The organism is Mycobacterium cajalii (assembly GCF_045809005.2).
Classification (GTDB): domain Bacteria; phylum Actinomycetota; class Actinomycetes; order Mycobacteriales; family Mycobacteriaceae; genus Mycobacterium.
Genome location: NZ_CM141436.1, coordinates 1,558,119 through 1,581,614, shown reverse-complemented (window position 1 = coordinate 1,581,614; position 23,496 = coordinate 1,558,119). Strand labels below are relative to the sequence as shown.

General features: G+C 70.1%; 22 protein-coding genes and 2 pseudogenes. 8 read left to right on the top strand and 16 right to left on the bottom strand.

Going from position 1 to position 23,496, the window contains the following annotated elements; genetic code table 11:
• Positions 1-74 precede the first annotated feature (74 nt).
• From ACJ512_RS07515 to ACJ512_RS07505, 3 genes are all read right to left on the bottom strand, one after another.
• On the bottom strand, positions 75-2,093 hold the full coding sequence (locus ACJ512_RS07515; protein WP_407687682.1) for a PPE family protein: 2,019 nt from the start codon (positions 2,091-2,093) through the stop codon (positions 75-77).
• Between the two features lie 340 nt (positions 2,094-2,433).
• On the bottom strand, positions 2,434-3,681 hold the full coding sequence (locus ACJ512_RS07510; protein ID WP_461479756.1) for an ISL3 family transposase: 1,248 nt from the start codon (positions 3,679-3,681) through the stop codon (positions 2,434-2,436).
• Positions 3,682-3,986: 305 nt separating this feature from the next.
• Entirely contained in the window at positions 3,987-4,370 is a 384-nt protein-coding gene (locus ACJ512_RS07505) for a hypothetical protein (RefSeq protein WP_407689405.1), read from the bottom strand.
• Between the two features lie 311 nt (positions 4,371-4,681).
• Between ACJ512_RS07505 and ACJ512_RS07500 the strand changes: the two genes are divergently transcribed.
• Complete coding sequence (locus ACJ512_RS07500) at positions 4,682-4,861, top strand: hypothetical protein (RefSeq protein ID WP_407689406.1); 180 nt, start codon at positions 4,682-4,684, stop codon at positions 4,859-4,861.
• An 84-nt stretch (positions 4,862-4,945) separates the two neighbouring features.
• Here ACJ512_RS07500 and ACJ512_RS07495 read toward each other — a convergent pair whose 3' ends face one another.
• From ACJ512_RS07495 to ACJ512_RS07470, 6 genes are all read right to left on the bottom strand, one after another.
• Positions 4,946-5,089, bottom strand: coding sequence for a hypothetical protein (locus ACJ512_RS07495; RefSeq protein ID WP_407689407.1), 144 nt, complete (start codon positions 5,087-5,089; stop codon positions 4,946-4,948).
• 283 nt (positions 5,090-5,372) lie between these two features.
• Positions 5,373-5,819 (bottom strand): hypothetical protein, encoded by a 447-nt coding sequence (locus ACJ512_RS07490; RefSeq protein ID WP_407689414.1) that lies wholly within the window; start codon positions 5,817-5,819, stop codon positions 5,373-5,375.
• 8 nt (positions 5,820-5,827) lie between these two features.
• Positions 5,828-7,078: a DUF58 domain-containing protein gene (locus ACJ512_RS07485; protein WP_407689408.1), complete on the bottom strand. Its 1,251-nt coding sequence runs from the start codon at positions 7,076-7,078 to the stop codon at positions 5,828-5,830.
• The gene (locus tag ACJ512_RS07480; protein WP_407689409.1) at positions 7,075-8,076 is read right to left on the bottom strand and encodes an AAA family ATPase; all 1,002 of its coding nucleotides are present in this window, start codon (positions 8,074-8,076) and stop codon (positions 7,075-7,077) included. Before ACJ512_RS07480 ends, ACJ512_RS07485 begins: the two co-directional genes overlap by 4 nt.
• A complete protein-coding gene (locus ACJ512_RS07475; RefSeq protein ID WP_407689410.1) occupies positions 8,073-8,555 on the bottom strand; it encodes a hypothetical protein in 483 nt (160 codons plus the stop codon). Before ACJ512_RS07475 ends, ACJ512_RS07480 begins: the two co-directional genes overlap by 4 nt.
• A complete protein-coding gene (locus ACJ512_RS07470) occupies positions 8,552-9,502 on the bottom strand; it encodes a DUF4129 domain-containing protein (RefSeq protein ID WP_407689411.1) in 951 nt (316 codons plus the stop codon). Before ACJ512_RS07470 ends, ACJ512_RS07475 begins: the two co-directional genes overlap by 4 nt.
• Positions 9,503-9,687: 185 nt before the next feature.
• On the opposite strand from ACJ512_RS07470, the gene ACJ512_RS07465 reads away from it, so the two are divergent.
• A complete protein-coding gene (locus tag ACJ512_RS07465) occupies positions 9,688-11,067 on the top strand; it encodes a 13E12 repeat family protein (protein ID WP_407689412.1) in 1,380 nt (459 codons plus the stop codon).
• Positions 11,068-11,166: 99 nt separating this feature from the next.
• Positions 11,167-11,535: a hypothetical protein gene (locus ACJ512_RS07460; protein WP_461480017.1), complete on the top strand. Its 369-nt coding sequence runs from the start codon at positions 11,167-11,169 to the stop codon at positions 11,533-11,535.
• Between the two features lie 56 nt (positions 11,536-11,591).
• Here ACJ512_RS07460 and ACJ512_RS07455 read toward each other — a convergent pair.
• A pseudogene (locus tag ACJ512_RS07455) lies at positions 11,592-12,460 on the bottom strand (SDR family NAD(P)-dependent oxidoreductase).
• Positions 12,457-13,059 (bottom strand): TetR/AcrR family transcriptional regulator, encoded by a 603-nt coding sequence (locus ACJ512_RS07450; protein ID WP_407689510.1) that lies wholly within the window; start codon positions 13,057-13,059, stop codon positions 12,457-12,459. The pseudogene ACJ512_RS07455 and the gene ACJ512_RS07450 overlap by 4 nt, the downstream one beginning before the upstream one ends.
• 58 nt (positions 13,060-13,117) lie before the next feature.
• Here ACJ512_RS07450 and ACJ512_RS07445 point away from each other — a divergent pair, with 58 nt between their 5' ends.
• From ACJ512_RS07445 to ACJ512_RS07435, 3 genes are read left to right on the top strand one after another with little or no spacing between them, the layout of a single operon-like run.
• Positions 13,118-14,269 (top strand): phosphotransferase family protein, encoded by a 1,152-nt coding sequence (locus ACJ512_RS07445; RefSeq protein ID WP_407689509.1) that lies wholly within the window; start codon positions 13,118-13,120, stop codon positions 14,267-14,269.
• A complete protein-coding gene (locus ACJ512_RS07440; RefSeq protein WP_407689508.1) occupies positions 14,269-15,393 on the top strand; it encodes a hypothetical protein in 1,125 nt (374 codons plus the stop codon). The genes ACJ512_RS07445 and ACJ512_RS07440 overlap by 1 nt, the downstream gene beginning before the upstream one ends.
• Before the next feature lie 39 nt (positions 15,394-15,432).
• Entirely contained in the window at positions 15,433-16,797 is a 1,365-nt protein-coding gene (locus ACJ512_RS07435) for a flavin monoamine oxidase family protein (protein ID WP_407689507.1), read from the top strand.
• A gap of 9 nt (positions 16,798-16,806) precedes the next feature.
• Here ACJ512_RS07435 and ACJ512_RS07430 read toward each other — a convergent pair whose 3' ends face one another.
• The 4 genes from ACJ512_RS07430 to ltrA form a co-directional block, all read right to left on the bottom strand.
• Positions 16,807-17,766 carry an alpha/beta fold hydrolase gene (locus ACJ512_RS07430; RefSeq protein WP_407689506.1) on the bottom strand — a complete coding sequence of 320 codons (960 nt, stop codon included), beginning with the start codon at positions 17,764-17,766 and terminating at the stop codon, positions 16,807-16,809.
• Between the two features lie 104 nt (positions 17,767-17,870).
• On the bottom strand, positions 17,871-18,719 hold the full coding sequence (locus tag ACJ512_RS07425; protein WP_407689513.1) for a helix-turn-helix domain-containing protein: 849 nt from the start codon (positions 18,717-18,719) through the stop codon (positions 17,871-17,873).
• Positions 18,720-18,760: 41 nt separating this feature from the next.
• Positions 18,761-19,225 carry an SRPBCC family protein gene (locus ACJ512_RS07420; RefSeq protein ID WP_461480016.1) on the bottom strand — a complete coding sequence of 155 codons (465 nt, stop codon included), beginning with the start codon at positions 19,223-19,225 and terminating at the stop codon, positions 18,761-18,763.
• A 106-nt stretch (positions 19,226-19,331) separates the two neighbouring features.
• Positions 19,332-20,705, bottom strand: a complete 1,374-nt coding sequence (ltrA, locus tag ACJ512_RS07415; protein ID WP_407689776.1) for a group II intron reverse transcriptase/maturase — start codon at positions 20,703-20,705, stop codon at positions 19,332-19,334.
• Between the two features lie 900 nt (positions 20,706-21,605).
• Between ltrA and ACJ512_RS07410 the strand changes: the two genes are divergently transcribed.
• On the top strand, positions 21,606-22,004 hold the full coding sequence (locus ACJ512_RS07410; RefSeq protein ID WP_407689074.1) for a heme-binding protein: 399 nt from the start codon (positions 21,606-21,608) through the stop codon (positions 22,002-22,004).
• Positions 22,005-22,169: 165 nt separating this feature from the next.
• A pseudogene (locus ACJ512_RS07405) lies at positions 22,170-22,385 on the top strand (UDP binding domain-containing protein); the annotation flags it as partial.
• A gap of 34 nt (positions 22,386-22,419) precedes the next feature.
• Here the strand turns inward: ACJ512_RS07405 and ACJ512_RS07400 are convergent.
• The gene (locus tag ACJ512_RS07400) at positions 22,420-23,481 is read right to left on the bottom strand and encodes a helix-turn-helix transcriptional regulator (RefSeq protein WP_407689075.1); all 1,062 of its coding nucleotides are present in this window, start codon (positions 23,479-23,481) and stop codon (positions 22,420-22,422) included.
• Between the last annotated feature and the right edge of the window lie 15 nt (positions 23,482-23,496).

The window sequence follows — 23,496 nt, the reverse complement described above, 5'->3', positions numbered from 1 at the left end:
CCGCCCCGCAGGGGGACGCCTGCCTGAAGGTCCGTGGCCATGCGGGCAGGCCCCCGCCCGCGCTGTTTGCGCGGCTAAGCCTTGGCCGCGGACGCGCCCGGGTCAAAGCTGGTGCCCTGGTCGGCGATTCCCGCGAAGTCGTCGATGGAGTTGCCGACGCCCGAGGTGTAGGTGACGCCGCTAGCGTTGGTGGCCGTGTTCGCGATGCCGGAGTTGTTCGCGCCCGAATTGAACATGCCGACGTTGTTGCTGCCCGTGTTGGCGATGCCGACCAACTGCGTCCCCGAGTTGTCGATGCCGACGTTGCCGTCGCCGATGTTTCCGAAGCCCGAGCTCGGCACCCCGATGGCGCCGGCGCTCGCGTTCTGGTAGCCGGAGACGTCGACGCCCGAGTTGTAGAACCCGGACACGTCGGTGCCGGAGGTGCCGATGCCGGAGACCGAGCCCGGCTGGGTGATCGCGCTGCCGATGCCGGTGTTGACGCTGCCCGCGTTGTACAGGCCGGTGTTGAGGTCGCCGGAGTCGAACAGGCCCGTGTTCAGGCTGCCCGAGTTGAAGAAGCCCGTGTTTCCGCCGACGCCCAGGCCGGTAGCGGCGAAGGTGGCGCCGCCCGCGTTGAACCCACCGCTGTTGTAGGTGCCCGCGTTGGCCAAGCCGTAGTTGTGGTCGCCCGCGTTGAACACGCCCATGTTGTTGGAGCCGGCGTTGAAGACCCCGAAGTCGTGGGAACCGCCGTTGCCGAAGCCGGTGTCGGCGACGCCGGAGTTCCAGAAGCCGGTGTTGGTGCTGCCCGAGTTCAGGAAGCCGAAGTTGCCGTTGCCGGAGTTGAAGATGCCGACGTTGCCGTTGCCGGAGTTGAAGAAGCCGACGTTGCCGTTGCCGGAGTTGCCGAAGCCGATGTTGTTCAGGCCCGCATTCAGCCCGCCGATGCCCACCATGTTGTCGCCGGAGAGGTTGAACCCGATGTCGTTGCTGCCGGCGTTGCCGAACCCGAAGTCGAAACTGCCGAGGTTGCCGAACCCGATGTCCGAGCTGCCCTGGTTACCCCAGCCGATGTTGAACGATCCGAGGTTGCCGTCGCCGAAGTTGAAGCGGCCGGCGTTGCCGCTACCGAAGTTTCCGTTGCCGATGCCCGCGAGCAGGCCGCCGCGGGCGGCGGTGACGGCGCCGCCGCCGCCGGAGCTGTTGCCGAAGCCGAAGTTCGCCGAGCCGAGATTTCCGCTGCCCAGGTTGAGGTCGCCGAGGTTGCCCCACCCCAGGTTGGTGTTCCCGACGTTGCCGCTGCCCAGGTTGGCGAATCCCCAGTTTCCACTGCCGAAGTTGAGGTTGCCGATGTTGCCGTTGCCCAGGTTCAGGCTGCCGATGTTGCCGCCGCCCAGGTTGAAGTCGCCGGTGTTGCCGCCGCCCAGGTTCCAGACACCGATGTTGCCGAGGCCCGTGTTGAGGGCCGGGATGTTGAGGCCGAAGACGTTCAGGTCGGCAGTCAACGACGGCGACGCCCCGATGGGGGCGATTGTGGCCGCCGCCGCCACCGGGCCGCCCGCCATCGCGCCGGCCAGCTGGCCCGGCAGGCTCTGCAACAGCTCCGGCAGCGAAGCCAGCTGCGCGGCCGCCGCCGAGGCCCCGCCGTGATAACCAACCATCGCCGCCACGTCGGCGGCCCACATCTCCTCGTACTGGCCTTCCAGCGCCGCGATCGCCGGCGCGTTCTGCCCGAAGATGTTCGACATCACCATCTGCACGAAGTCCGACCGGTTGGCCGACACCACCATCGGGTGCACGGTCGCGGTCAACGCCGCCTCGAACACTCCCGCCACCGCCCGCGCCTGGGCCGCCGCACCCGAGGCCTGAGTCGCGGCTGCACTGAGCCAATCCGAGTACGGTGTGGCCGCGGCCATCATCGCCGCCGACGCCGGACCCTGCCACGCCGCACCGGTCAGATTCGACGTCACCGACGAGAACGACTCCGCGGCCGCACCCAACTCAGCGGAAAGCCCGTCCCAGGCCGCCGCGGCCTGCAACATCGGCGCCGAACCGGCACCGGAAAACATCAGCAACGAATTGATCTCCGGCGGCAACGTCAAAAAGCTCATCAACGTGTCCTTTCATCGGGCCGCGGCGTCAAACGCTCAGCCCGGACTTTAAACAGTCAATCCGCGGAAAAATAGACTTTCCGCTAACTATTCGACGCACGTAAAGTTGGCGTTATGCCCGACTTCGCTTACAGTAACAGCCGGCTTCAGCTCACCCAAAAGCCAACGGCAGCACATGATTTGGCGGGACCAGCCAAGACCCGATCAGTTGACGAAGCCGGATTGGTTGTCGCCCACCTTGAAAGCACCCGAATTGTTGGTGCCGGGGTTCCGATATCCGAATTGTTCATACCTTGATTAGCGAAAACGGGGGTCTCCTGACGTTTCTGTGGGTCTGGTTTCATGCTGCTCGACCGGGCAGTGCGGGGCATAGGCCGCCGCGGGTGAGCATGGCCATGCCGATCATCGCCTCAGGGCTGTGAAACCCGTACGCACGCGTGGTCAATGCCCGCAGGTGGGTGTTCGTCGCCTCTGAGCGGGCATTCGACAGTTGGTGGTCGAGAGTGTTGCCGATGAGCTCCTTGTGACGGCGGACGGTGCGGGCTACGGCAACGAATTCCGGGATGCGCGAGTGCGACGCCCAGGACAACCAACCGGCCAGCAGGCGATGGCCGTCGCGGCCTTTGACCCGAAACACTTCGCGGAGTTGCTCTTTGAGCAGATACGCCCGATACAGCGTGGCGTTGGTAGCCGTGATCGACGCGAGGCTGGTGCGTTGCTCACCGGTCAGATCGGCCGGGTTCTTGCGGGTCGCCCACATCGCGTGCCGGTCGCGGACACCGGCGCGGGCCATGGTACGCACCCGCACCTTGTCGAGGGCCTTGAGCGCCCAGGCCACGACATGAAACGGATCCAGGCAGATCACCGCACCCGGGGCCCGGTCCCGCAGCACGGCGTGAATCCATTCCGCCCCATCACAGCTGACGTGAGTCAACGCCGCGGCACGTTGGGCGCCGAGCTGGTCGAAAAACCGGCCCAAGGTGTCCTGGTTGCGGCCTTCGGCTGCCCACACCAGCCGGCCTGTCGTGTGATCGATGACGCAGGTTACATAGCGGTGGCCTTTGCGGTAGGCGATCTCGTCGATGCCGATGCGGGTCAACCCGGCCAGCAGGTCGTTGGTGTCGCGGCCATCGGCGACCACCCGGCCCACGATCGCGGCGATGGTGCGCCAGGCCACCCGCAAAAACACCGCGACCACACTGATCGCGGCATGCGCGGTCAACCACGCGGCTGTGTCCTCAAACGCCCAGGTGTGACGGGCCCCGGGCCGCGCCCAGGGCAGGTGGGCCACCACCACTCCATGCTCGGGGCAGGCTACCCGCGGCGCTGCGGCCTGCAGATAGGCCTTCGTCGTCCCCAGATCCAGGGTGCGCCAGCGCCTGATCCCCTCCCCGCCGTCATAGCCCGCACAGCGTTTGCGGCACCGCGAGCACCGGCTGGCCTGGTTCGCCTTGGGCCGCACCTCAAACACCAGCACCTCGCTGGTCACCGGCTGTTTTCCGCGCGAAGTCTCCGTCTCGATCATCACGTCATCGACGACCATGTCCTGGCCATCGAGGACCGTCGCGAATACCCTGGATTTACCCAACGCCGTACACCCTCCTTCGTCTTGAACCCGATAACAGTCCAAAACGTAAGCAGGACACGGCGTTGGGCCACAAGCCCCCTGGTCACAGACCCACGACTACGGCAGAAGAGCCGAAAACGGGGTCGTAGGTACCCGAGTTGTACAAGCCGATGTGGTAACAGTTGATGCCCGCCACGCGTGCACAGTCAAATGTGGGACAACGGAATGTGCGACAACGGAATGTGGGACAACGGCGCCCCGCGGCCGGTCGCCGGCGCGTGGTGCGACGTGGTCCGGGCCGGGCCCGAAGACCCGGCCCGCGCGGATCAGTTGAAGAAGCCGGACTGGTTGTCGCTGTGGTTGAACGCGCCCGAGTCGAGATTGCCGGCGTTGGCGGCACCCGAGTCGTTGGTCCCCGTGTTGGCGATACCGGCATCGTTGCCGCCCGAGTTGTACCAGCCGGTGTTGTTGCTGCCGCTGCCGCTGTTGCCGAAGCCGGTGTTGAAGTTCCCGCTGGCCGTGTTCCCGACGCCCACGGTGTGCGAACCGCTGGCGGAGTTGGCGATGCCGACCTGGAGGGTACCGGCGCCCGTGTTGAGGAAGCCGATCTCATGGCGGCCGCTGCCGGAGTTGAGGAAGCCGACGTCGTGGCCGCCGCTGCCCGAGTTCCCGAAGCCCGAGTTGACCCCGAGACCCGAGTTGGAGCTCATCAGCGTGTCCTTCCCGTGAGGTGTGACGCACACACCGTTCCCACGGGTCTCGTGTGTCACCACCCCTCGGCGCGGCACACGACACTCGACCAGCCAGTAAACTCTAAGAGCATCGCGGCGCAAATATTCGAAAATTCGGGAAATCCCTGAGAAATTTTTATTCCGAGACCGGCAGCGGACTGAACACCGCGAACGTCCTACCACTGAGCCCTCCGTTACACCAAACCGTAACGCAGGGCCGCGCGACGGCAACGGCGATGCCCACGCCGCTGGCAAACCTAGGTCGGTTCAGTTGACGAAGCCCGACTGGCGTGTCGCTGTGGTTGCAGGCGCCCGAGTCGTTGGTGCCGGTGCCGCCGATGCCCGAGACCGTGCCGGCCTGCGCGCACGAGCTGCCGATACCCGTATTCAGGCTGCCCGCGTTGCCCAGGCCGGTTCCGGGGTTCCCCGAGCTCCCGCGCCCGGTGGTGGGGATGCCGGAGGCGAAGTAGCCGACGGTGCCGGTGGACTCGCCCGCGTACGCTCCGGCGGTCCCCCGCTGGCTGGTGCGACCGGGGTCGAACGCCCCATGTTCGTCAAGCCCGAGTTGAAGGCCCCATCTTGGAGGCGCCGGAGCTGTAGGCGCCGGAATTGTCGAACCCGTTGTCGCGGTAGCCGGCGTTCTGGAAGCCGAAGGGTCGGGTGCCCGCGTTCGCGAGCCCGGCCAGTGTCGACGTCACCGACCCGAAAGGCGCTGCGGCAGAGACTGCCTCGGCGGCAGGCTGTCCCAGGCCGCGCCGCCTCAAGCATTCGGGGGCGAATTGGTCACCGCGAACATCAGCAGCCAAAAGATCTCCGGCGACAACGCCGAGAAGCTGCCGACGCACCTCCCGCTGGCAGGCCACCCCACACGGGTCAGGACGGATCCGGTCAGGACGGATCCGGTCAGGACGGGGCAGGAAAGCCGCGCGATGAACGGTTCGACACATTGCGGGAAGGCCCGTTTCGGTGGTGCGCCCCCGACTAGGTGAACGGGCGCGTAGCCAGCACGAAAACCGCCAGCGCGCCCAGCGGGGCCAGCAGCGGCAGCCACGGCAGCTGCAGTGGAAACGACACCGCCACCAACCCGGCCGACGTGAAGCACAGGGCGGCCACCCATGTCGCGCGGCTCCCGATGACCATCGCGGCCGACGGTCCGGTGGCGTGGCGGGACACCAGATAGGCCGCCGCGCACAGCCCCGACAGGCCGACGGGCACGGGCGGCGGGCCGGACAGCGCGATCGCGAACACCACGAGCAGAACGGCGAACGTTGCGGCCGGCCGAAACACCGTCCCGACGGCCACCGCGGTCAGCGCCGCCGCGCACCCGACCAGCGCCGCCCCGTGCGAACCGACGACGACCGATCCCACCATCAGCAGCCCGGATGCCGTCGACAGGGCGGGCAGTCCCACCCTCGCCGCGCCCGCCATGCCCACGCTCATCCCCGCACCCGTCGCCCGCGGTCCGGCAGCACACCCATGGACTGCTCCAGGGCGGCGCCTTCGGGCCACGGCACGATGTCGACACCGACGGTAGCCATGTCGCGATACATAGCCGAGCGCTGCAGTCCCCACAACTCGTCCACCAGCGGGTCGCGCTCGCCCCGGAACGGAGCCCGGTCGAGGACGTCGACCGCCAGGACGACGTGCCCGCGGCGGCGGAGGTCGATCAGCGCCAGCGCGAACTCGGTGTCGAGCAGCGTGGAGAACGCGACGACGATCGCCCCGGCGGGGACGGCCGCGCGTGGCGCCAGGGTGCCGGTGGTGTCCTCGAAGTGCTCGCCGACGTCGAGCACGGTGTCGAGGACACGGAAGAACTGGCGTTGTCCGATGTCGGCGCCGAGCCACCGCGGGCGCTTGCCGCCCAGGGCGACGATTCCGGCCCGATCACCGTGCCGCAGCGCCGTCTGCACCACCTGGGCCGCCCCGCGTACGACCCGTTCCGTGGCCTCGGTCGCCGGGCCGGCCGGCTGACGGTAGGTGTCGATCAGCACCACCACGTCGGCGGCGCGGTCGGTCAGCCGTTGCGTGACATGCAGGTGGCGGCGGCGCGCGCTCACCGGCCAGTTCACCGCCCGTAACTGGTCGCCCGGCACGTAGGGACGAATGTCGGCGTACTCGACGCCCGGCCCGGCGTGCCGGGTCAGGTGCGCACCCAGGCGGTCGAGCAGCTCGGTCTGCGGGACGGGCGTCGACTGCGGCGGCGTCAGCGGGAACACGACGACGGCGGCGGCGGCGACGGTGGCCGTGCCGGTGAGCAGCCCCCCGCGCGCCACCACGTCCACGCGTGCCCGCAGGCAATACCGGCCCCAGCGATGCGCCGTCGCCGCAACCGTTTTCGCCGCACGGCCATCGGCGGCGAGGACTTCGAGCCGCACGCCCGCGACGTCCGGGACCGCCAGCTCGACGGTGGCGGCCCCGGCGTCTTCGGTGGTCGCCCACACCCGGAGTCGCACCCGCTCGTCTTCGAAGCATCGCTGCGACACGGGGTCCCCGTGCACGCGGATCGGGGGCATCGGACGCTGCCAGCTGACCGAACACAGCACACCGAGCAGCGGTGCGGCGAAAGCGATCAGCTGCCACCGGCCGCCGATCACCGCGACCGCCAGCGCAGCGCCAGCACATGTCGCGACCGCCCGCGTCAAAAGGGATGCGCGCCAGCGAAACTCGACTGCCCGGTCCTGTGTCACGCCGGGCCCGTCGGGGCTTGACTCTCGCCGCCGCCGGTCCGGGGCACCGGCAGGCGCCGCAACAGCTCTCCGACGATGTCGGCGCCCTGGATCTTTCGCACCCACATCTCCGGCCGCAGGGTGATCCGGTGTGCGATCGCCGGGATCGCCAGCGCCTTCACGTCCTCGGGAATCACATAGTCGCGCCCCAGCAACAGCGCACGGGCCCGGGCCAGTTGAACCAGGTCGAGTTCGGCGCGCGGGCTGGCGCCGACCGCGACCTGCGGGTGGTGCCGGGTGGCCGCCGCCAGCGACACCACGTAGCGCAGGACGTCGTCGTGCACGGTCACCTGCTCGACGGACTCGCGCATGGCCAGCACATCGTGCGCGTCCACCACCTGATCGACCACCGGCTCGGCCGACCCGCGCTCCAGCCGCCGGCGCAGCATCGCGGTCTCGTCGCGCTCGGAGAGATAGCGCAGCTCCAGCCGGATCGCGAACCGATCCAGCTGTGCCTCAGGCAGCGGGTAGGTGCCCTCGTACTCGATCGGGTTGTCGGTCGCCAGGACGATGAACGGCGTTGGCAGCTGGTGAGTTTCGCCGTCGATGCTGACCTGGCTTTCGGCCATCGCCTCCAGCAGGGCCGCCTGGGTCTTGGGCGGGGTGCGGTTGATCTCGTCGGCGAGCAGCAGGTTGGTGAAGATGGGTCCGGCGCGGAACGCGAACCGGCCCGACTGCATGTCGTAGATCGTCGAGCCGAGCAGGTCGGCCGGAAGCAGGTCGGGCGTGAACTGCACCCGGGTGAACCGAAGCCCCAGCGCGGCGGCGAAAGACCGCGCGATGAGCGTCTTGCCCAGTCCCGGCAGATCTTCGATCAGCACATGCCCGCGGGCGAGGACCGCGGTCAGGATGAGCGTCAGTGCCGAACGCTTGCCCACCACAACGCGTTCGATCTCGTCGATGACGGCACCGCAGTACTCGGTGGTCTTGTCGGCCGGCAGTGCGGTGGGCAACGTCATACCTGCTCCAGCTTCCGTAGGATCGCCTCGAGCGCCGCACGGCCGGGGCCGGGCCCCCGGTCACCGCCACGGACGACGTTGTTGGGATTGACCCATTCCCAGAGTTCGGCTCCGAACAGCATCCGCCCACTGGCGTGATACGCGGCGGGATCCTTCGAAAGCCTTTGGCCGGTGGCGAGTTCGTAGCGCCGCGCGAGCATCGGCCGCAGGTGCCGGTCCCAGTCCGCCCGGGTCGAGTCCGACCACCTGATGGTCGTCTCCGTGTTGGCGACCCAGCGGCGCAGCGCGTCCCCGAGGTCGTCCGGACCGGCCTCCTCGTAGGGCTGCGGCCCCCTCCCCACGACGCGACGGACGTTGAGCAGCACCAGGGCCAGCGCGACGCCGGTGGCCGCGAGCACGAGCCCGCGATCGGGCAGGGCCAGCGTCAGTAGCTCCACACTGAGGATGAGGAATACGCCCAGGGCGACAAGCCTGTTCATGCGTGGCTCACAGACCGCAGTTCGTCGAGGACCAGCCGCAGCACTCGGACCGCGACGTCGCGGTGACCTTCGTTCATCACGTGCGGGCTGAACCGCGCCTCGGCGAAGAGGTCGACCAGCTGGATGGCGTTGTCGGCGTGCAGCGCGTGGCGCTCGACGGCGCGGGCCAGCACCTCGGTGGGAGTGTCGAAATCCTGCGGGACGGCGCCCGGAACGTTTGCGAGCTCGCGTTCCATTGCGGCATAGCACGCGATGATCGCCTCGCGCGGCTCCCGGCGCAGGTCTGTCATCTCGGCCAGGCCGCGCTCGGCGGCCCGCACCAGCGAGCCCGGGTTCGGTTGCGGCGCCGCGGTTGCGCGCTCTTCCGCGGTGGTTGCGCCCGCGTCCCTCGCGCGCCAGCGCCGACGCGACTCGAGGAGCGTGCCCACGACGAGGATCGGCAGCAGGGGCAGCGTGCAGGCGATCAGAACGCCGGACATGTTGCCCGAGTCGGCTTTCGGGGGTTGTCGGGGCGGCGGGGCTCCGGTGTGTGACGGCGGCGGCGACGCGTTCGTGGTCCCCGGCGCCGGCGGCGTGACGTCGTGGCCCGCCGCGGCCCGCGTCAGCAGCGTCAGCGCCAGCAGCAGGCCCGCGATCACCCCGAGCGCGACCAGCACCACCCGCCAACTCGGCCGGCCGGTGCCGGTGCCGAGCAGCGCGGGCAGGTCCGGCCCGCTGGGCGCGAACCCTCGCGGATCGCGCAGCCGCGCGACGACGGCGATCGCGAGCAGCGTCACCGTCCCGGCCAGCGCCGCGACGACGGCCGTCCAGGCCGCGGCATTGCTGCCCGCCTCGGTGCGGGGGGCCAGCTCATGGGCCGGAAGATAGCCGCGCAGCGCCGCCGCGACCACGAGCAGGAGCACGATCAACGCAACGACCCGCGCCGCAGGTTTGTCACTACCGGGCATTGGCACACCACTCGACCGGTTAACTGCCGCCGTTGCGGCTTCGGTTTTTCATCCTCGCACGTCAGGCGGCGGCTTCGCCAGGAGTCGCGGCGCCGGCCGGTGGTGCGTTGTCCACAGTCGGAGTTTCATCCACAACCCGGTGAAACGGGGGCGATCTTCGAACGCATGTTCGATATCGTGGGGGCATGGTCGCGGCGAGCCCCGAACAGGCACGAGAGCGGATCGGCGCCGCCCTCGACGCGATCGACGCCGCCCAGGACCTGCTGCGGGCGACCTCCTCGGATGTGGTGGGCAACGACTTCCGGGTGGACGTCGCCGAACGGCTGGAGACCCAGCACCGCACCAACCGCGGCCTGATGTATCGGTTTTTCGCCGAGATCGCCGAGCCGCCCGACGGCGCCGAGTCCATACCGGCGCAACGCGACCGACTGTGGGCCCGGTTGCGCATCCCGCCGCGGGAAATCAAACGCCGCTTCAAGCTGGCCGCGCGGATCCGACCGCGGCGCTCGCTGACCGGTCCCCCCGTCGCACCGGAGCTGCCGGAGTTGGCGGCGGCGGTCGAGGCGGGCGCGGTCGGTGAGGACCACATCCGCGCGGTTTGCGACGCGGTCGACGTGCTGCCGTCCTGCGTTTCGGCCTCCGACGTGGCGGATGCCGAGCGAACGCTGGTGCAGCACGCGCGCAAACTCGATGCCGGTGTCGTCACCAAGCTGGGTCACCGGATCGCCGACCACCTCAACCCCGACGGCTTGTTCGACGACGAGGATCGGGCCCGTCGCCGCGGGCTACACCTGGGCGCACAGGGACCGGATGGCATGTCCCGGTTGTCGGGATTGTTGGACCCCGAGGCCCGAGCGTACTTCGAGGCCATCCACGCGGCCGTGCGTCCGGGCCGTCACCAACCCGACGGCGCCGCGCCGCAGGAGCGCGACACGCGCACACCCGCCCAACGCTGCCATGACGCGCTGAAACTGGGCCTGGAGGCCGCGGTCTCGTCCGGTCGGCTGGGATCGCACCGGGGCCACCCCGTCACGGTGATCGTCACGACCACGCTGGGCGATCTCGAGCGAGCCGCCGCAGCGGTTGCCGACGAGTCCGTCCCGATGCCCGCGCCCGCGCGGACCGGCGGCGGTTCCAGGCTGCCGATGCCGGACCTCATCCGCATGGCCGCCAATGCGATTCACTGCCTGGCCGTGTTCGACGAGCACACCGGCCGGCCGCTGTACCTGGGCCGCCAGAAGCGGATCGCGACAGCCGATCAGCGGCTCGTCTGCTACGCCCGCGACCGGGGCTGCACGCGCCCCAATTGCCTTGAACCGGGCTATAACTGCGAAGTGCACCATTCGCCGGACTGGGCCCAAGGCGGCCGCACCGACGCCGATTCGTTGCATTTCGCCTGCGGCGGCGACCATGACGGCGCGAGCCGCGGCGAATGGCACACCGAGGTCACCGAAAACGGGCGGCTCGGTTGGAGCAAGGGCGACGGCCCGCCGGAGATCAACCACGCCCACCATCCCGACGAGCTTTTGCGCGGTGATCTCGATCCGCCGGTTCCGGAGGAGTGAGGTGGGATCGGCCGCCGAAGTTTCGGCGCGAGTTTGCCGGGTAGCCGGGGAGAGTCCGGATCCACCCGAACCAAGTCCAGTTGAGAATGGGGAAACATCATGGACAGCAAGAAGAGCCACGACAGCCATGCACTCCACCGTCCGTTGGCGGCGATCGGCGCGGGCGTCGCAGGCCTGGCCGTCAGCGCAGCGATCGCGGCCTCGGGGATCGCTCCGGCCGGCGCGACCGGCGACGCGCGCACGCAGTCCGTCGCGCACGGTTCGCAGGTGAGCTTCCTGCCCGACGAGCCGGCGCCACCCGGTCCGCCCGGTCCGGGCGGGCCGGCTGGGCCGGGGCCGATGCCCGGCGGGCCGGGTGGCCCGGGGCCGATGCCCGGCGGACCGGCTGGGCCGGGGCCGATGCCCGGCGGACCGGCTGGGCCGGGGCCGATGCCCGGCGGGCCGGGCGCACCGGCACCGGGGTACTGAGCCCGGGCGCCTCGAGGCCCCAGCCGGGCGCGCGGCGCCACCGGCGGCCAAGCCCCCTATTCGGGTTCGAACGGCCGGAAGCTGCCGTCGAGGACCTGCAGATGGCCGATCGTGCGGCCGGTGACCGCGCTGGGATCGACCAACGCCAATTCGACTGCGGCGCGGGCGAATTCCTCGGCGTTCGCGGTGTCGCCGAATTCCCGCGCATAGTAGGCCAGGCCCGGGGTCATGATGGGCTTGGACGGCGACAAGGCATTGACCGCGACGTTGTGGTCGGCGAGGTCGTAGGCGGCGCACTGGGTAAGGTGCTCGAGCGCCGCCTTCGATCCGCCGTAGCCGGGCAGCACTCCCCCGCTGCGGTCGGGTAGGGGCCGTCGCCGGGCAGTCGCGAGGCGACCGAGCTGATGTTGACGACCGCGCCCCCGCCCGCGTCGATCATGTCGGGGCACACCCGCTGCATCAGCTCGTAGGCGGCGAAGACCGCGATCTCGAAGTGCCGGCGGTAGGCGGCCAGGGGGACGCTGACGAACCCGGGCCAGCCGGGCTTGGCGCCGGCCGCCTTCGCCGCGGGCTTGGCGCGCGGCGCGCCGCCGGGCGCCGGCGGGCGCCCCGGCGCGGTGAAGGCCGCATTGTTCACGAGGATCGTGATGGGCCCCAAGGCATCTCGTGCCGAATCCACCAGCCCGGAGATGTCATTCGGGTCGGTCAAGTCGGACCGGACCGCCACGGCGCGGCCACCGGCCGACTCGATCGCCGCGACCGTCTCGCCGATAGTCCCGGGCAACCGCTCGTCCCACACCTGCTCGGTGCGGCCCGCGACCGCGACTGCCGCACCCTCCGCCGCGAGCGCCGCGGCGATCGCCCGGTCCAGCCCGCGGCTGCCGCCGGTGACGATCGCGGCCCGGCCCGCGAGCCGCCCCGTCATCGCCGCACCCCGTGCACCACGATCGCGGTGGTCTGCTCCACCCACGCCGCGTCGAGTTCGTCCTCCGGGCGCAGCAGCATCCGCAGCATCGTCGCTCCTCCGATCAGCTCGATCAACCGGTCCGGGTCCACGTCGGCATGCGCCTCGCCCCGCTTGACCGCCTCGCCCAACCGCAGCCGCACCGCGGCGAACACGTCGACGAAACGCGACATGACCCGGGCGTTCAGGGCGGGGTCGGCCGTCATGTCGGCCACCAGGCCGGGCAGCGCGGCGCGCACGACCGGCGTCGTGAACACGTCGCGGGTGGCCTCGATCATCATGCGGACGTCGGCGGCGATGTCGCCGGCCGGCGCCTCCAGCGCGGTGGGGGCCGTCGGGAAAGCCGCCTCGTGCACCAGCTCGGCCTTGCTCGACCACCGCCGGTACAGCGCGGATTTCGTGGTGCCGGCCCGCTCGGCGACCGCGGCCAGGCTCAAATTCGAATATCCGATCTGCACAAGCAGTTCCGCGGTTGCCGATAAGATGGCCGAATCGATGCGCGGGTCCCGCGGGCGGCCGGCGCCGGGGGCCTTGTCAAGGGCGGACGGGTCTGCTTTCATAACGCTACCTACCGTATCGTAATTGCCGCGCAGAAGTCGCAAAGAATGGGGGCACCCCGTGGCCAACGAACCCGTCCTCGACAAGGTCGACCGGCTGCAGCGCTCGAGCCGCGACGTCAGCACCCTGCCGGGGGTGATGTCGCGGTGGCTGGCCACGGTCCTGCCCGGCGGGGCGACACCGGAGGTGACCGTCGAGAGCGGCGTGGACTCCACGGGCATGTCCTCGGAAACCATAATCCTGACCGCCCGCTGGTGCCAGGACGGGCGGCAGATCGAGCAGAAGCTGGTGACCCGGGTGGCCCCGGCCGCCGAGGACGTGCAGGTCTTCCCCACCTACCGGCTCGACCACCAATTCGAGGTGATACGAAAGGTCGGTCAACTCACCGACGTCCCCGTTCCGCCGGTCCGCTGGCTGGAGTCCACCGGCGACGTGCTGGGCACGCCCTACTTCGTGATGGATTACGTCGACGGCGAGGTGCCGCCCGACGTCATGCCCTACACCTTCGGCAACAACTGGTTCGCCGACGCGCCCGCCGAGCGCCAGCGCGAACTGCAGGACGCCACGGTCGGGGTGCTGGCCAAGCTGCACGCAATACCCTGCGCCGCCGAGGAATTCGGCTTTCTCGCCGAGGGTTCCGCAGGCGACACCGCGCTGCGCCGGCACTTCAACTGGGTGCGGTCCTGGTATGACTTCGCGGTGCCCGACATCGGCCGCTCACCGCTGCTGGAGCGGACCTTCGAGTGGCTCGAGGCCCACTGGCCGGCCGGGGCGGCCGCCGCCGAACCCGTCCTGCTGTGGGGCGACGCCCGGGTGGGCAACGTGTTGTACCGCGACTTCCGGCCGGTGGCGGTGCTCGACTGGGAGATGGTGACGCTCGGCCCGCGTGAGCTCGACGTCGCGTGGATGATCTACGCGCACATGGTCTTTCAGGAACTCACCGGCCTCGCCGGGCTGCCGGGCCTGCCGGAGGTGATGCGCGAGGACGACGTCCGGGCCACCTACCGGCGACTCACCGGCGTCGAGCTCGGCGACCTGAACTGGTTCTACGTGTACTCGGGTGTGATGTGGGCGTGCGTGTTCATGCGCACCGGCGCCCGTCGGGTGCACTTCGGGGAGACCGAGAAACCCGACGACGTCGAATCGCTGTTCTACCACGCCGGACTGATGCGCCGTTTAATCGGCGACGGTCTCATCGGAGAGGACCGGTAATGCCGCAATCACTTGGCCCGCTCGACGAATTCCCGGTGCACCAGCTCCCGCAGCCCATCGCGTGGCCGGGCTCCTCGGACCGCAATTTCTACGACCGCGCCTACTTCAACGCCCACGACCGTACCGGGGACATCTTCGTCGTCAGCGGCATCGGCTACTACCCGAACCTGGGCGTCAAGGACGCGTTCCTGCTCGTCCGGCGCGGCGACACCCAGACCGCGGTGCACCTGTCCGACGCCATCGACTCCGACCGGCTCAACCAGAACGTCAACGGCTACCGCATCGAGGTCGTCGAGCCGCTGCGCAAACTGCGCCTGGTACTCGACGAAACCGACGGCATCGCAGCCGATCTCACCTGGGAAGGCCTGTTCGACGTCGTGCAGGAACAGCCGCATGTCCTGCGGTCGGGCAATCGGGTGACGCTCAACGCGCAGCGGTTCGCCCAGCTGGGCGCCTGGAGCGGCCGCCTGGCCGTCGACGGCGACGAGTTCGCCGTCGACCCGGCGACCTGGATCGGCAGCCGCGACCGGTCCTGGGGCATCCGGCCGATCGGCGAGCCCGAGCCGGCGGGCCGCCCCGCCGATCCGCCCTTCGAGGGCATGTGGTGGCTCTACGTGCCCATGGCGTTCGACGACTTCGCGATCGTGCTGATCATCCAGGAGGAGCCCGACGGCTTCCGCTCGCTCAACGACTGCACCCGGGTCTGGCGCGACGGCCGCGTCGAGCAGCTGGGCTGGCCGCGGGTCAAGATCCACTACCGCTCCGGCACGCGCATCCCCACCGGCGCCACGATCGACGCCACCGCACCGGACGGCACCCCGGTCCACTTCGACGTGGAGTCCAAGCTGCCCGTCCCCATCCACGTCGGCGGCGGCTACGGCGGCGACTCCGACTGGCTGCACGGGATGTGGAAGGGCGAGAAGTTCGTCGAGCGGCTGACCTACGACATGACCGACCCGGCGATCGTCGCACGCTCCGGGTTCGGCGTGATCGATCACGTGGGCCGGGCGTTGTGCCGCGACGGCGACGCGGAGCCGGTGGAGGGCTGGGGGCTCTACGAGCACGGCGCGCTGGGCCGCCACGACCCGTCCGGGTTCGCCGACTGGCTGTCGGTTGCCCCCTGACGCTGGGCATTCTCGCCCGAGTGCGGTTCACTAGACGGCGTGACGAATCCGCCGCCCCCCGACGCCGGGTCCTGGAACGTGGACGTCGTGGTGGTCGGAGCCGGCTTCGCCGGGCTGGCCGCCGCGCGGGAACTGACCCGGCTGGGCCATGACGTGGTGGTCTTGGAGGGCCGCGACCGCGTCGGCGGCCGCTCGTTCACCGGCAGCGTCGCCGGGCTGCCCGCCGACATGGGCGGCACCTTCGTCGGCCCCACCCAGGACGCGGTGCTGGCGTTGGCGGCCGAACTGCAGATCCCGACCACCCCGACCCACCACCACGGCCGGAGCATCATCCAGTGGCGCGGCTGGGCGCGCCCCTACCACGGCACCATTCCGAAGCTCTCGCTGGCGGGGCTGATCGACATCGGCCGGCTGCGCTGGCAGTTCGCGCGGATCGCGCGCGGCATCCCGCTGGCGGACCCGTGGAACGCGCGCCGCGCCCGCGAACTCGACGCCCAGTCGCTCGGCGACTGGTTGCGCTCGGTGCGCGCCTCCGCCTCCTCCCGCGACCTGCTGGCGATCGTGGCCCGGGTGAGCTGGGGGTGCGAACCCGACGAGGTGTCGATGCTGCACGCTGCCCGGTACGTGCGCGCCGCCGGCGGCCTGGACCGGATGCTCGACGTCGAGAACGGGGCCCAGCAGGACCGTTTCCCGGGCGGCACCCAGCAGATCGCCGACGCGGTGGCGGCCGAGCTCGGCCCGCGCGTCGTGCTCGACGCACCGGTGCGGCGCATCGAGCGCAATGGCGCCGGGGTGGCGGTCACCTCCGACCGGGGCCGGGCCGAGGCCGGATTCGTCATCGTCGCCGTCCCGCCCGCCCACCGCGCCTCGATCGAGTTCACTCCCCCGCTACCCGAGGAGTACGACGAACTCGCCCGGCACTGGCCGCAGGGACGCCTGAGCAAGGCCTATGCGGCCTACTCCACGCCGTTCTGGCGGGCCGACGGCTTCTCCGGCCAGGCCCTCTCCGACGAGGGTCCGGTCTTCATCACCTTCGACGTCAGCCCGCACGCCGACGGGCCGGGCATCCTGATGGGCTTCGTCGACGCCCGCGCGTTCGACTCGCTGCCCGCCGACCAGCGGCGCCGCGAGGCGTTGCGTTGCTTCGCGTCGCTGTTCGGCAGCGACGCGCTCAAACCCCTCGACTACGTCGACTATCGTTGGGGCACCGAAGAATTCGCACCGGGTGGCCCGACGGCCGCGGTGCCGCCGCGGTCGTGGACCCGGTCCGGGCCGTACCTGCGCCGGCCCGTCGGGCCGATCCATTGGGCCGGCACCGAAACGGCCGACGAATGGACCGGATTTCTCGACGGCGCCATCCGATCCGGCCGCCGGGCGGCCGCCGAGGTCGCGGCCCTGCTGTGAGCCGCCCCGTCAGGAGCTGATGCGCCGCAGTTCGCGGCTGACCGATCCCGCCAGTTCCCGCAGCTGGCGGGTCACCTCGGCGGGCTGTTCCAGCATCGAGCAGTGACCACCGGGCAGCTCGACCAGGCCCACGACGTTGGGCGCGGTGCGCGCGATCGCACGGGACTGGCTGATGGGCGTCAGCCGGTCGCGCTCGCTGCCGATCACCAGCGTCGGCACCGTGAGGCCCTCCAGGTCGAGGTAGCGCGACCCCAGCGACCCGACGAGCATCCGCGCGCACCCGCCGCGCCCCACGGCCGAGGTCTGCGCGAACAGCTCGTAGACGAGCCTGGCCGCGCTCGGGTCCGCGTCCTTGGCGACGGCCAGCATGGCGACCAGGTAACGACTCGGGACGCGGGCGACGCCGGGCAGCGGGAACCCGCCGAACGCGCCGATCAGCCCGCGCGCGAGCAGGTCCCGCGCCGGCGCCAGCCTGCGCGGCACCGGCAGCAGGCTGACCTTGCCGACCAGGTCGCCGGTCGTGGTGTTGATCAGGGCCACCGCGTCGGCGCGCCGGTGCACCTTGTGCCGGTAGCGCGCCGACCAGGCCGCGATCGCGATGCCGCCCATCGAGTGCCCGGCCAGCACCGCCCGTTCGTGCGGCGCCAGCGTCGCCTCGAGCACGCAATCCAGGTCCGCGGCGAGGGCCTTGAGGGTGTAGCCGTTGCCGCGCGGGACGCCGCTGCGCCCGTGGCCCCGGTGGTCGAAGGCGATCACCCGGTAGTCGGTGGCCAGGTCGGCGATCTGGTAGGCCCACGCGCGGATCGCGCAGGTGATGCCGTGGGTCAGCACGATCGGATAGCCGTCCGGCGGCCCGAACACCTCGGCGTGCAGCGGGGTGTCGTCGGCCGCGCGCACGGTCAGCTCCCGGCTGGGCGGCAACACCTCGGACAGGCCGTCGTCGCCGCGGGCGGATCGCCTGGGACTCATCGCCGTTCCCCCTCCAATGCGGCCACGCTGCCGCGGTTTCGGATGCCGCGAGTCTAGCCTGACGCCGGCGTCAATTCGGGCAGATTCGCCTTTGATTTCCGGTCCTATTCGGCGGTCACCGCCCAGGAGGCAAGCAGCCGCAGCGCCTCCTCGGACCGCGAGTGCGGTTCGGCGGTGTAGCCGAACAACGACAAGCCGCCCGTGCCGATGTCGAGCATGTTGTACCTGAGCACGAGTTCCCCGACGTCGGCGTGGCGGAAGCGCTTCACGCCGTGGCGGTGCGCCTTGACGTTGTGCGCCGCCCAGCGGCTGCGGAAGTCCTCGCTGCGGGTGGTGAGCTCCCCGACGAGCCGGGTGACGGCCGGCGAGTCCGGGGAGCGCGCGGCCTCGCCCTGCAGCAGGGAGACGGCGTCGTCGGCCGCGATGTCCCAGTCCGGGAAGACCCGGCCGGCGGCGGCATCGAAGAAGATGAACCGCGCCAGGTTCGGCGTCGCCCCGGCGCGGGCGAACAACGGCGCGTACAGCGCCCGGCCGAGCGCGTTGGCGGCGACGATGTCGAGACGACCGTCGAGCACCACGGCCGGGGCGGTGACCATGCTGTCCAGCAGCGCCTGCACACCGTCGGGCACGGCCGGGCCGGGATGCGGCGGTGTGCGGGTCCGGTCGATCCGGGTGGTGGCCGCGCGCACCAGGTCGAACAGGTGCGCGGATTCCGCGTCGCTCAGTTGCAGCGCCCGGGCCACGGCAGACAGCACCTCCTCGGAGACTCCGGCGACGTGCCCGCGCTCGATCTGCGTGTAGTAGTCGATGCTCACACCGGCCAGCTGAGCGACCTCCTCGCGGCGCAACCCGGGCACGCGCCGGCGCCGGCCCGGCGGCAGGCCCACGTGCCCGGGCGTGAGCCGGGCACGCCGGGTCGTCAGGAATTTCCTGATGTCCTTGGCGATATCCATGTCCACGCTGGGATACCCACGCGGCCGCATGTCGCCGCGCGTCAGCGCTCCAGCGCCTCCGCGCAGGCGTCGAGGATCGCCTCGAAACTCGAGCGCAGCACCCGCTGGCTGACCGCCTCGAGCAGCCGCCCGCCCGCCCAGGCGGGGTGGGTGTAGTTGGTGAGCCAGTCGACGTGGGTGCCGGTTCCCGCCGCGGTCGACGTCGCCGGGGTGAAGGTCGCCGGGGTGAACGTCAGCGTGCCGCCCTCGTGGTGGAACGGCGGAAACGACCGGACGATCAGGTAGGTGTAGCTGCGAGGCCGGTCGTAGGCGGTGATCTCCTCGCGGAACCAGGTGCCGACGCCGGTGACCTCGCGCACCGCACCCACCTCGCGTCCCGGCGAGTCCCTGGCGTAGTCGGCCCTGAGCGCCAACGGGGCGGCGGCCAGATGGGCCGGCTCGGCGAGCCAGTCGAAGACCTGTTCCACCGGTGCGGCAATCGTTCGTTCCAGATGGATCCGGGTCATTGGTAGTCGGGGGCGCGGTGCTCGTTGAGCCCGTTTCCCCTTCCCCCTTTCAATCCGTGCGTGCGGTTTTCCCGCACACGGCTTACCGATGATCTTCTAGACATGGTTACGCAGCTTTCGGGTAACGGATGGTGCCACGAAGCCGGTGCAGGCCGTGCCCGTTAAACCACTCTTCGGTCCACTGCTCAGCTTGTCCAGCACGCAGATTGCGGCCCCGCTTTCTAACCATCAAGCGAAACAACCGCCAACACACGTACCGGTCGATCTGGCGGAACTTAACGGCGGCATTGCCGGTACGAAAGTAGTTGCCCCAGCCGCGCAGAATCAGCGTCAACTCCGCGATCACGTCACGGATATCGAGACCGACCCGGTTGCGGCCGGTGCGGTCGCGCACCTTGGCCCGTAACCGGGCCATAGCCGTTTGACTGGGCCAGCGGTGCAAGTAGTAGCGGATGACCCGCTTCTGCTCCCACAACCGTCCCGACATGCGGGCGCGGAAATGACAGCCCAGAAAGTCCAGGCCCTCACGCCCTGCCCGCAGATCGACCACCTTCGTCTTCTCCGGATGCAGCCGCAACCCCAACGACGCCAGGATCTCTCCCACCGCCGCCAAAGCATGCTCGGCCTGTTCCGCCGTGCGGCACAACACCACACCGTCATCGGCGTAACGCACCAACTCACCCACCCCACGGGCAGCGAGTTCGGTGTCGAGCACATGCAGAAAGATATTGGCCAACAGCGGCGAGATCACCCCGCCCTGCGGGGTGCCCGCGACCGTCCGCTGGGTCACCCCCTCGACCATCACTCCTGCTTGCAGCCACAACCGCAGCAGTTTGAGCACCCGCCGATCCGAGACCCGCCTACCCACCTGCGTGAGCAGCCGGTCGTGGTCAATCTCGCCGAAGAAATTAGCGATATCGAACTCGACCACAAACACCTGGCCCTCGATGAACCCGGTCCGCAAGCGTTCCTTGGCCATCACCGCCGACCGCCTCGGCCGAAACCCGAACGAGCACGACAAAAAGTCCGCCTCGAAAATCGGTTCCAACACGATCTTGGCCGCCGCCTGGACCACCCGATCTCGCACCGTGGGAATCCCCAACGGCCGCTTACCACCTCGTGGTTTCGGAATCTCCACACGCCTGGCTGGCGCGGGAAGATACACACCCTCGCGAAGGTCACGACGCAACTCGCGCAACATGCGGTCCACGCCGTAGTCCTCCACCGCAGCCACGGTGATCCGATCCACCCCGGCCGCACCTTTGTTCTTACGCACCCGCTCCCACGCCTCCCACAGGACGTCACCCCTGTAGACACGGTCATACAGAGCGTGGAAACGCCGACCCTCAGACTGCTTGGCCGCAGCCCATAGCACCCGTTGCAGTTGTTGCACTTTCACCGGCGAGGCCACCAACGGCTCGTCGTCGGCTACAGCAAGCGATGGCTTGCCGGGGTAATTGGACCGAGTCACCTCGGTCATGCCCTGATGCTTACCCGCTTCGCGCGCGTGATCAAAGCAGGGGCCCTTCCCTCCCGGCGTGTCTCTCACGCCGATCAGCGGTACTACGACCCCCTCGGACTCCCGCTGCCCTCCAAAGGATTTCACCATCGGCTTATACCCTTGGTCTTTGCCTGACGCAGGCCAGGCAGACGGGTCTCTCCCCTTCCGAACCAGACTGTGTGCACGTGCCGCTCCCCATACCCCGGAAGGACCCGCCGAGCTAACCCCGGACCGGGGCTCGACGGACATAGGCCTTCGCCGTGACATGAGCGGCTCGGCTCCTCCGTTGTACATTTGACGAGGCTGCAGGACTCGCGCCTAGCGGCACTACGGCCCGCGCACTTGCTCCCTCCAAAGAGGCTCTCGACACCCCGCTTAGCCCGCCGCCTCTCAACGACGAACCGGGGCCTGCTACCCGGCGCTCCGGTGCCTACCGGGACGGGACTTACACCCGCAAGCCTGATCCAGCTTCTAGGACGCACCATGACGCCCATGCTATTCCCCCTGTTCCCCGCCCAGCCCGGGCGTGCGCGAGTCGCCGCACGCAACCGCCGAGATCTTTGCGCCGCCCCGCAGCCTTGCCGGTGAAGGCCGTCGGGACGCTCAAGTAGAGTTTGCTGGTACCTCGCTGAGCAAGGTCCGTCAAGGTCCTTCGCCCGATCGCACGCGATTGCCGCCACGCAATCCCGCTCGCGCCGCGGAGCAGCGCATTCGGCCCCGGCGTCGGGCGGGTCGGGCCGCCGCCGGGCGACGCCGGCGGACGGGCCGAGCGGACGTTAGCTGCGCGGGCGCGCCGGGCGGCGGGCGGCTTTGCCCTGGTTACGTTGGATCCGGGGCGGGGAGTGTGTCCCGTGACCGGATGTGAGGACAACACGGATGATGAAAAACAGCAGCGCCGCCGCGCGGCGGCGAGTGGCCGGCATCAGCGCGGGCTGCCTGCTCGGGGGGATCGCCCTGGGACTCACCGGCGCACCGACCGCGGTTGCCGCACCCGACTGCAGTTCCGGCGGTGTGAACGCCACCGTCTCCTCGGTGACCGACACCGCGCAGCAGTACCTGGCCGCGCACCCGGGTGCCAACCAGGTCGTCACGGCCGCATACGCCGAGCCGCGCCCGCAGGCCGAGTCCAGCCTGCGCACCTACTTCACCGCGCACCCGCAGGAGTACACCGACCTGCGCGGCATCCTGGCGCCGATCGGTGACACCGAGAGCCAGTGCAAGGTGACGGCGCTGCCGCCGAACCTGGAGTCGGCCTACCACGAGTTCATGGCCGGCTGACCGCTCCGGCCGGGCATTTCCCAGTCGACCGAGCGAACTGGGGATGAGAAGATGCGGCTGGGTCGCAGCGCGCTCAGCGAACCGGGCATCACCCGCGCACGCCGAAGGACACCGCCGCCCTGATACACACCGCGCAGCGCCACGGGACGTCGTTTCGCCGAGGCGGTGACCGCGGTCGACGAGCCCTACCGCGCGGTCAAGGCCGCCGACGCGATCGTGGTGCTGACCGAGTGGCCGCAGTTCCGCGACCTCGACTGGCGCACCGTCGCCCGGGCCGCGCCGGGCGCCGCGGTCGTCGACACCCGAAACCTCCTCGACCCGGCCGTGGTTCGCGCGGCCGGAATCCGCTATGTCGGAAACGTTGTGCCGCAGGGCTTTTGAGCAGGCTTTCGAACGGGGCACCGGCGAGCGGCGATCACTGCCGCAGCGTGGTGTGCGGGCTCTGGCCGTACGTGTGCCGGTAGACGACCGCGAAGCGGCCGGTGTGCGCGAAACCCCACCGCTGGGCGATCTCGGTGACGGTCGTCGAGGACTGCGACCCGGCGACCAGGTCCTGATGCGCCCGGTGCAGCCGGACGCGGCGTATGTACTCCGTCGGCGTGGTGTCCAGCTGGCGGCGGAACAGGTACTGCACCGCCCTGGGGGTCAGGTGGACCGCGGCCGCGACGTCGTTGACGCCGATGTCGCCGGAGGCGTTGCAGTGGATGAACGACACCGCGTCCTTCAGCACTTCGGGCAGCGCGGGGTTGCCGGCCACGTCCTGGTCGGTCACGTTGGACGGGTAGCGCTCAAGCAGCGCCCCGGCCAGCAGCGGCGGCAGCGTCGCCACGATCAGCGGCTGCTGGGCGGTGTCCGCCGACGCCAGCGCACCCGTCGCGTAGTCCAGCGCCCGGTGCCACGCGCGGATCGCGGCCCGTGAGCGCGGCCGGCCGCTGAGGAACCGGATTTGCTGCGACGGCGGCGCCTGCAGGTCGGCGGCCACCTTGTGTAACACGTCCGCCCCGAAGCGCACGACGTCGAAGCGCGCACCGCTCACCTGCAGCACGCAAGACATGCCGTGGGCGACGAGGACCGGGCAGTCCATGGTCGGCGGGCCGCCACCCCGCACTGTCAGCGATCCCGCGCGGGGCTGGATCACGACGACGGAGTCGTCGGGAGCGATCTGGACGCTCGCCCGGCCCTGGATCAGCACGTCGTCGATGGTGACCCCGCCCGCCTCGCAGCGCCGGTGCGTGACGACCGCGCCCCGCGTCAGACCGGTGATCCGCCACCCCGGCGTGTAGGCGGCGGCGAAGAACTGGCGTGCCGACTCGGGCTCGCCGGTGCGGAACTGCTCGTAACGCAGCGCTGCCGGGCCGTGGCCGCCCGGGCCCGCGGTGACGGGGCCCGCGGTACCGGCGGGGGTATCGGGCGCGGGATGCAGGTCGACGTGGACGGCGCAAGCGGGGCGCGGTGCCGTGCCCACGGCGCGCGTCATCCCCCGCGGGACCGC

Coding starts and splice junctions, on each gene's coding strand:
- ACJ512_RS07515 (WP_407687682.1), bottom strand. CDS start 2,093: ATGAGCTTTTTGACGTTGCCGCCGGAGATCAATTCGTTGCTGATGTTT.
- ACJ512_RS07505 (WP_407689405.1), bottom strand. CDS start 4,370: ATGAGCTCCAACTCGGGTCTCGGGGTCAACTCGGGCTTCGGGAACTCG.
- ACJ512_RS07490 (WP_407689414.1), bottom strand. CDS start 5,819: ATGGCGGGCGCGGCGAGGGTGGGACTGCCCGCCCTGTCGACGGCATCC.
- ACJ512_RS07480 (WP_407689409.1), bottom strand. CDS start 8,076: ATGACGTTGCCCACCGCACTGCCGGCCGACAAGACCACCGAGTACTGC.
- ACJ512_RS07475 (WP_407689410.1), bottom strand. CDS start 8,555: ATGAACAGGCTTGTCGCCCTGGGCGTATTCCTCATCCTCAGTGTGGAG.
- ACJ512_RS07470 (WP_407689411.1), bottom strand. CDS start 9,502: ATGCCCGGTAGTGACAAACCTGCGGCGCGGGTCGTTGCGTTGATCGTG.
- ACJ512_RS07465 (WP_407689412.1), top strand. CDS start 9,688: ATGGTCGCGGCGAGCCCCGAACAGGCACGAGAGCGGATCGGCGCCGCC.
- ACJ512_RS07460 (WP_461480017.1), top strand. CDS start 11,167: ATGGACAGCAAGAAGAGCCACGACAGCCATGCACTCCACCGTCCGTTG.
- ACJ512_RS07450 (WP_407689510.1), bottom strand. CDS start 13,059: ATGAAAGCAGACCCGTCCGCCCTTGACAAGGCCCCCGGCGCCGGCCGC.
- ACJ512_RS07440 (WP_407689508.1), top strand. CDS start 14,269: ATGCCGCAATCACTTGGCCCGCTCGACGAATTCCCGGTGCACCAGCTC.
- ACJ512_RS07430 (WP_407689506.1), bottom strand. CDS start 17,766: ATGAGTCCCAGGCGATCCGCCCGCGGCGACGACGGCCTGTCCGAGGTG.
- ACJ512_RS07425 (WP_407689513.1), bottom strand. CDS start 18,719: ATGGATATCGCCAAGGACATCAGGAAATTCCTGACGACCCGGCGTGCC.
- ACJ512_RS07420 (WP_461480016.1), bottom strand. CDS start 19,225: ATGACCCGGATCCATCTGGAACGAACGATTGCCGCACCGGTGGAACAG.
- ltrA (WP_407689776.1), bottom strand. CDS start 20,705: ATGACCGAGGTGACTCGGTCCAATTACCCCGGCAAGCCATCGCTTGCT.
- ACJ512_RS07410 (WP_407689074.1), top strand. CDS start 21,606: ATGAAAAACAGCAGCGCCGCCGCGCGGCGGCGAGTGGCCGGCATCAGC.
- ACJ512_RS07400 (WP_407689075.1), bottom strand. CDS start 23,481: ATGACGCGCGCCGTGGGCACGGCACCGCGCCCCGCTTGCGCCGTCCAC.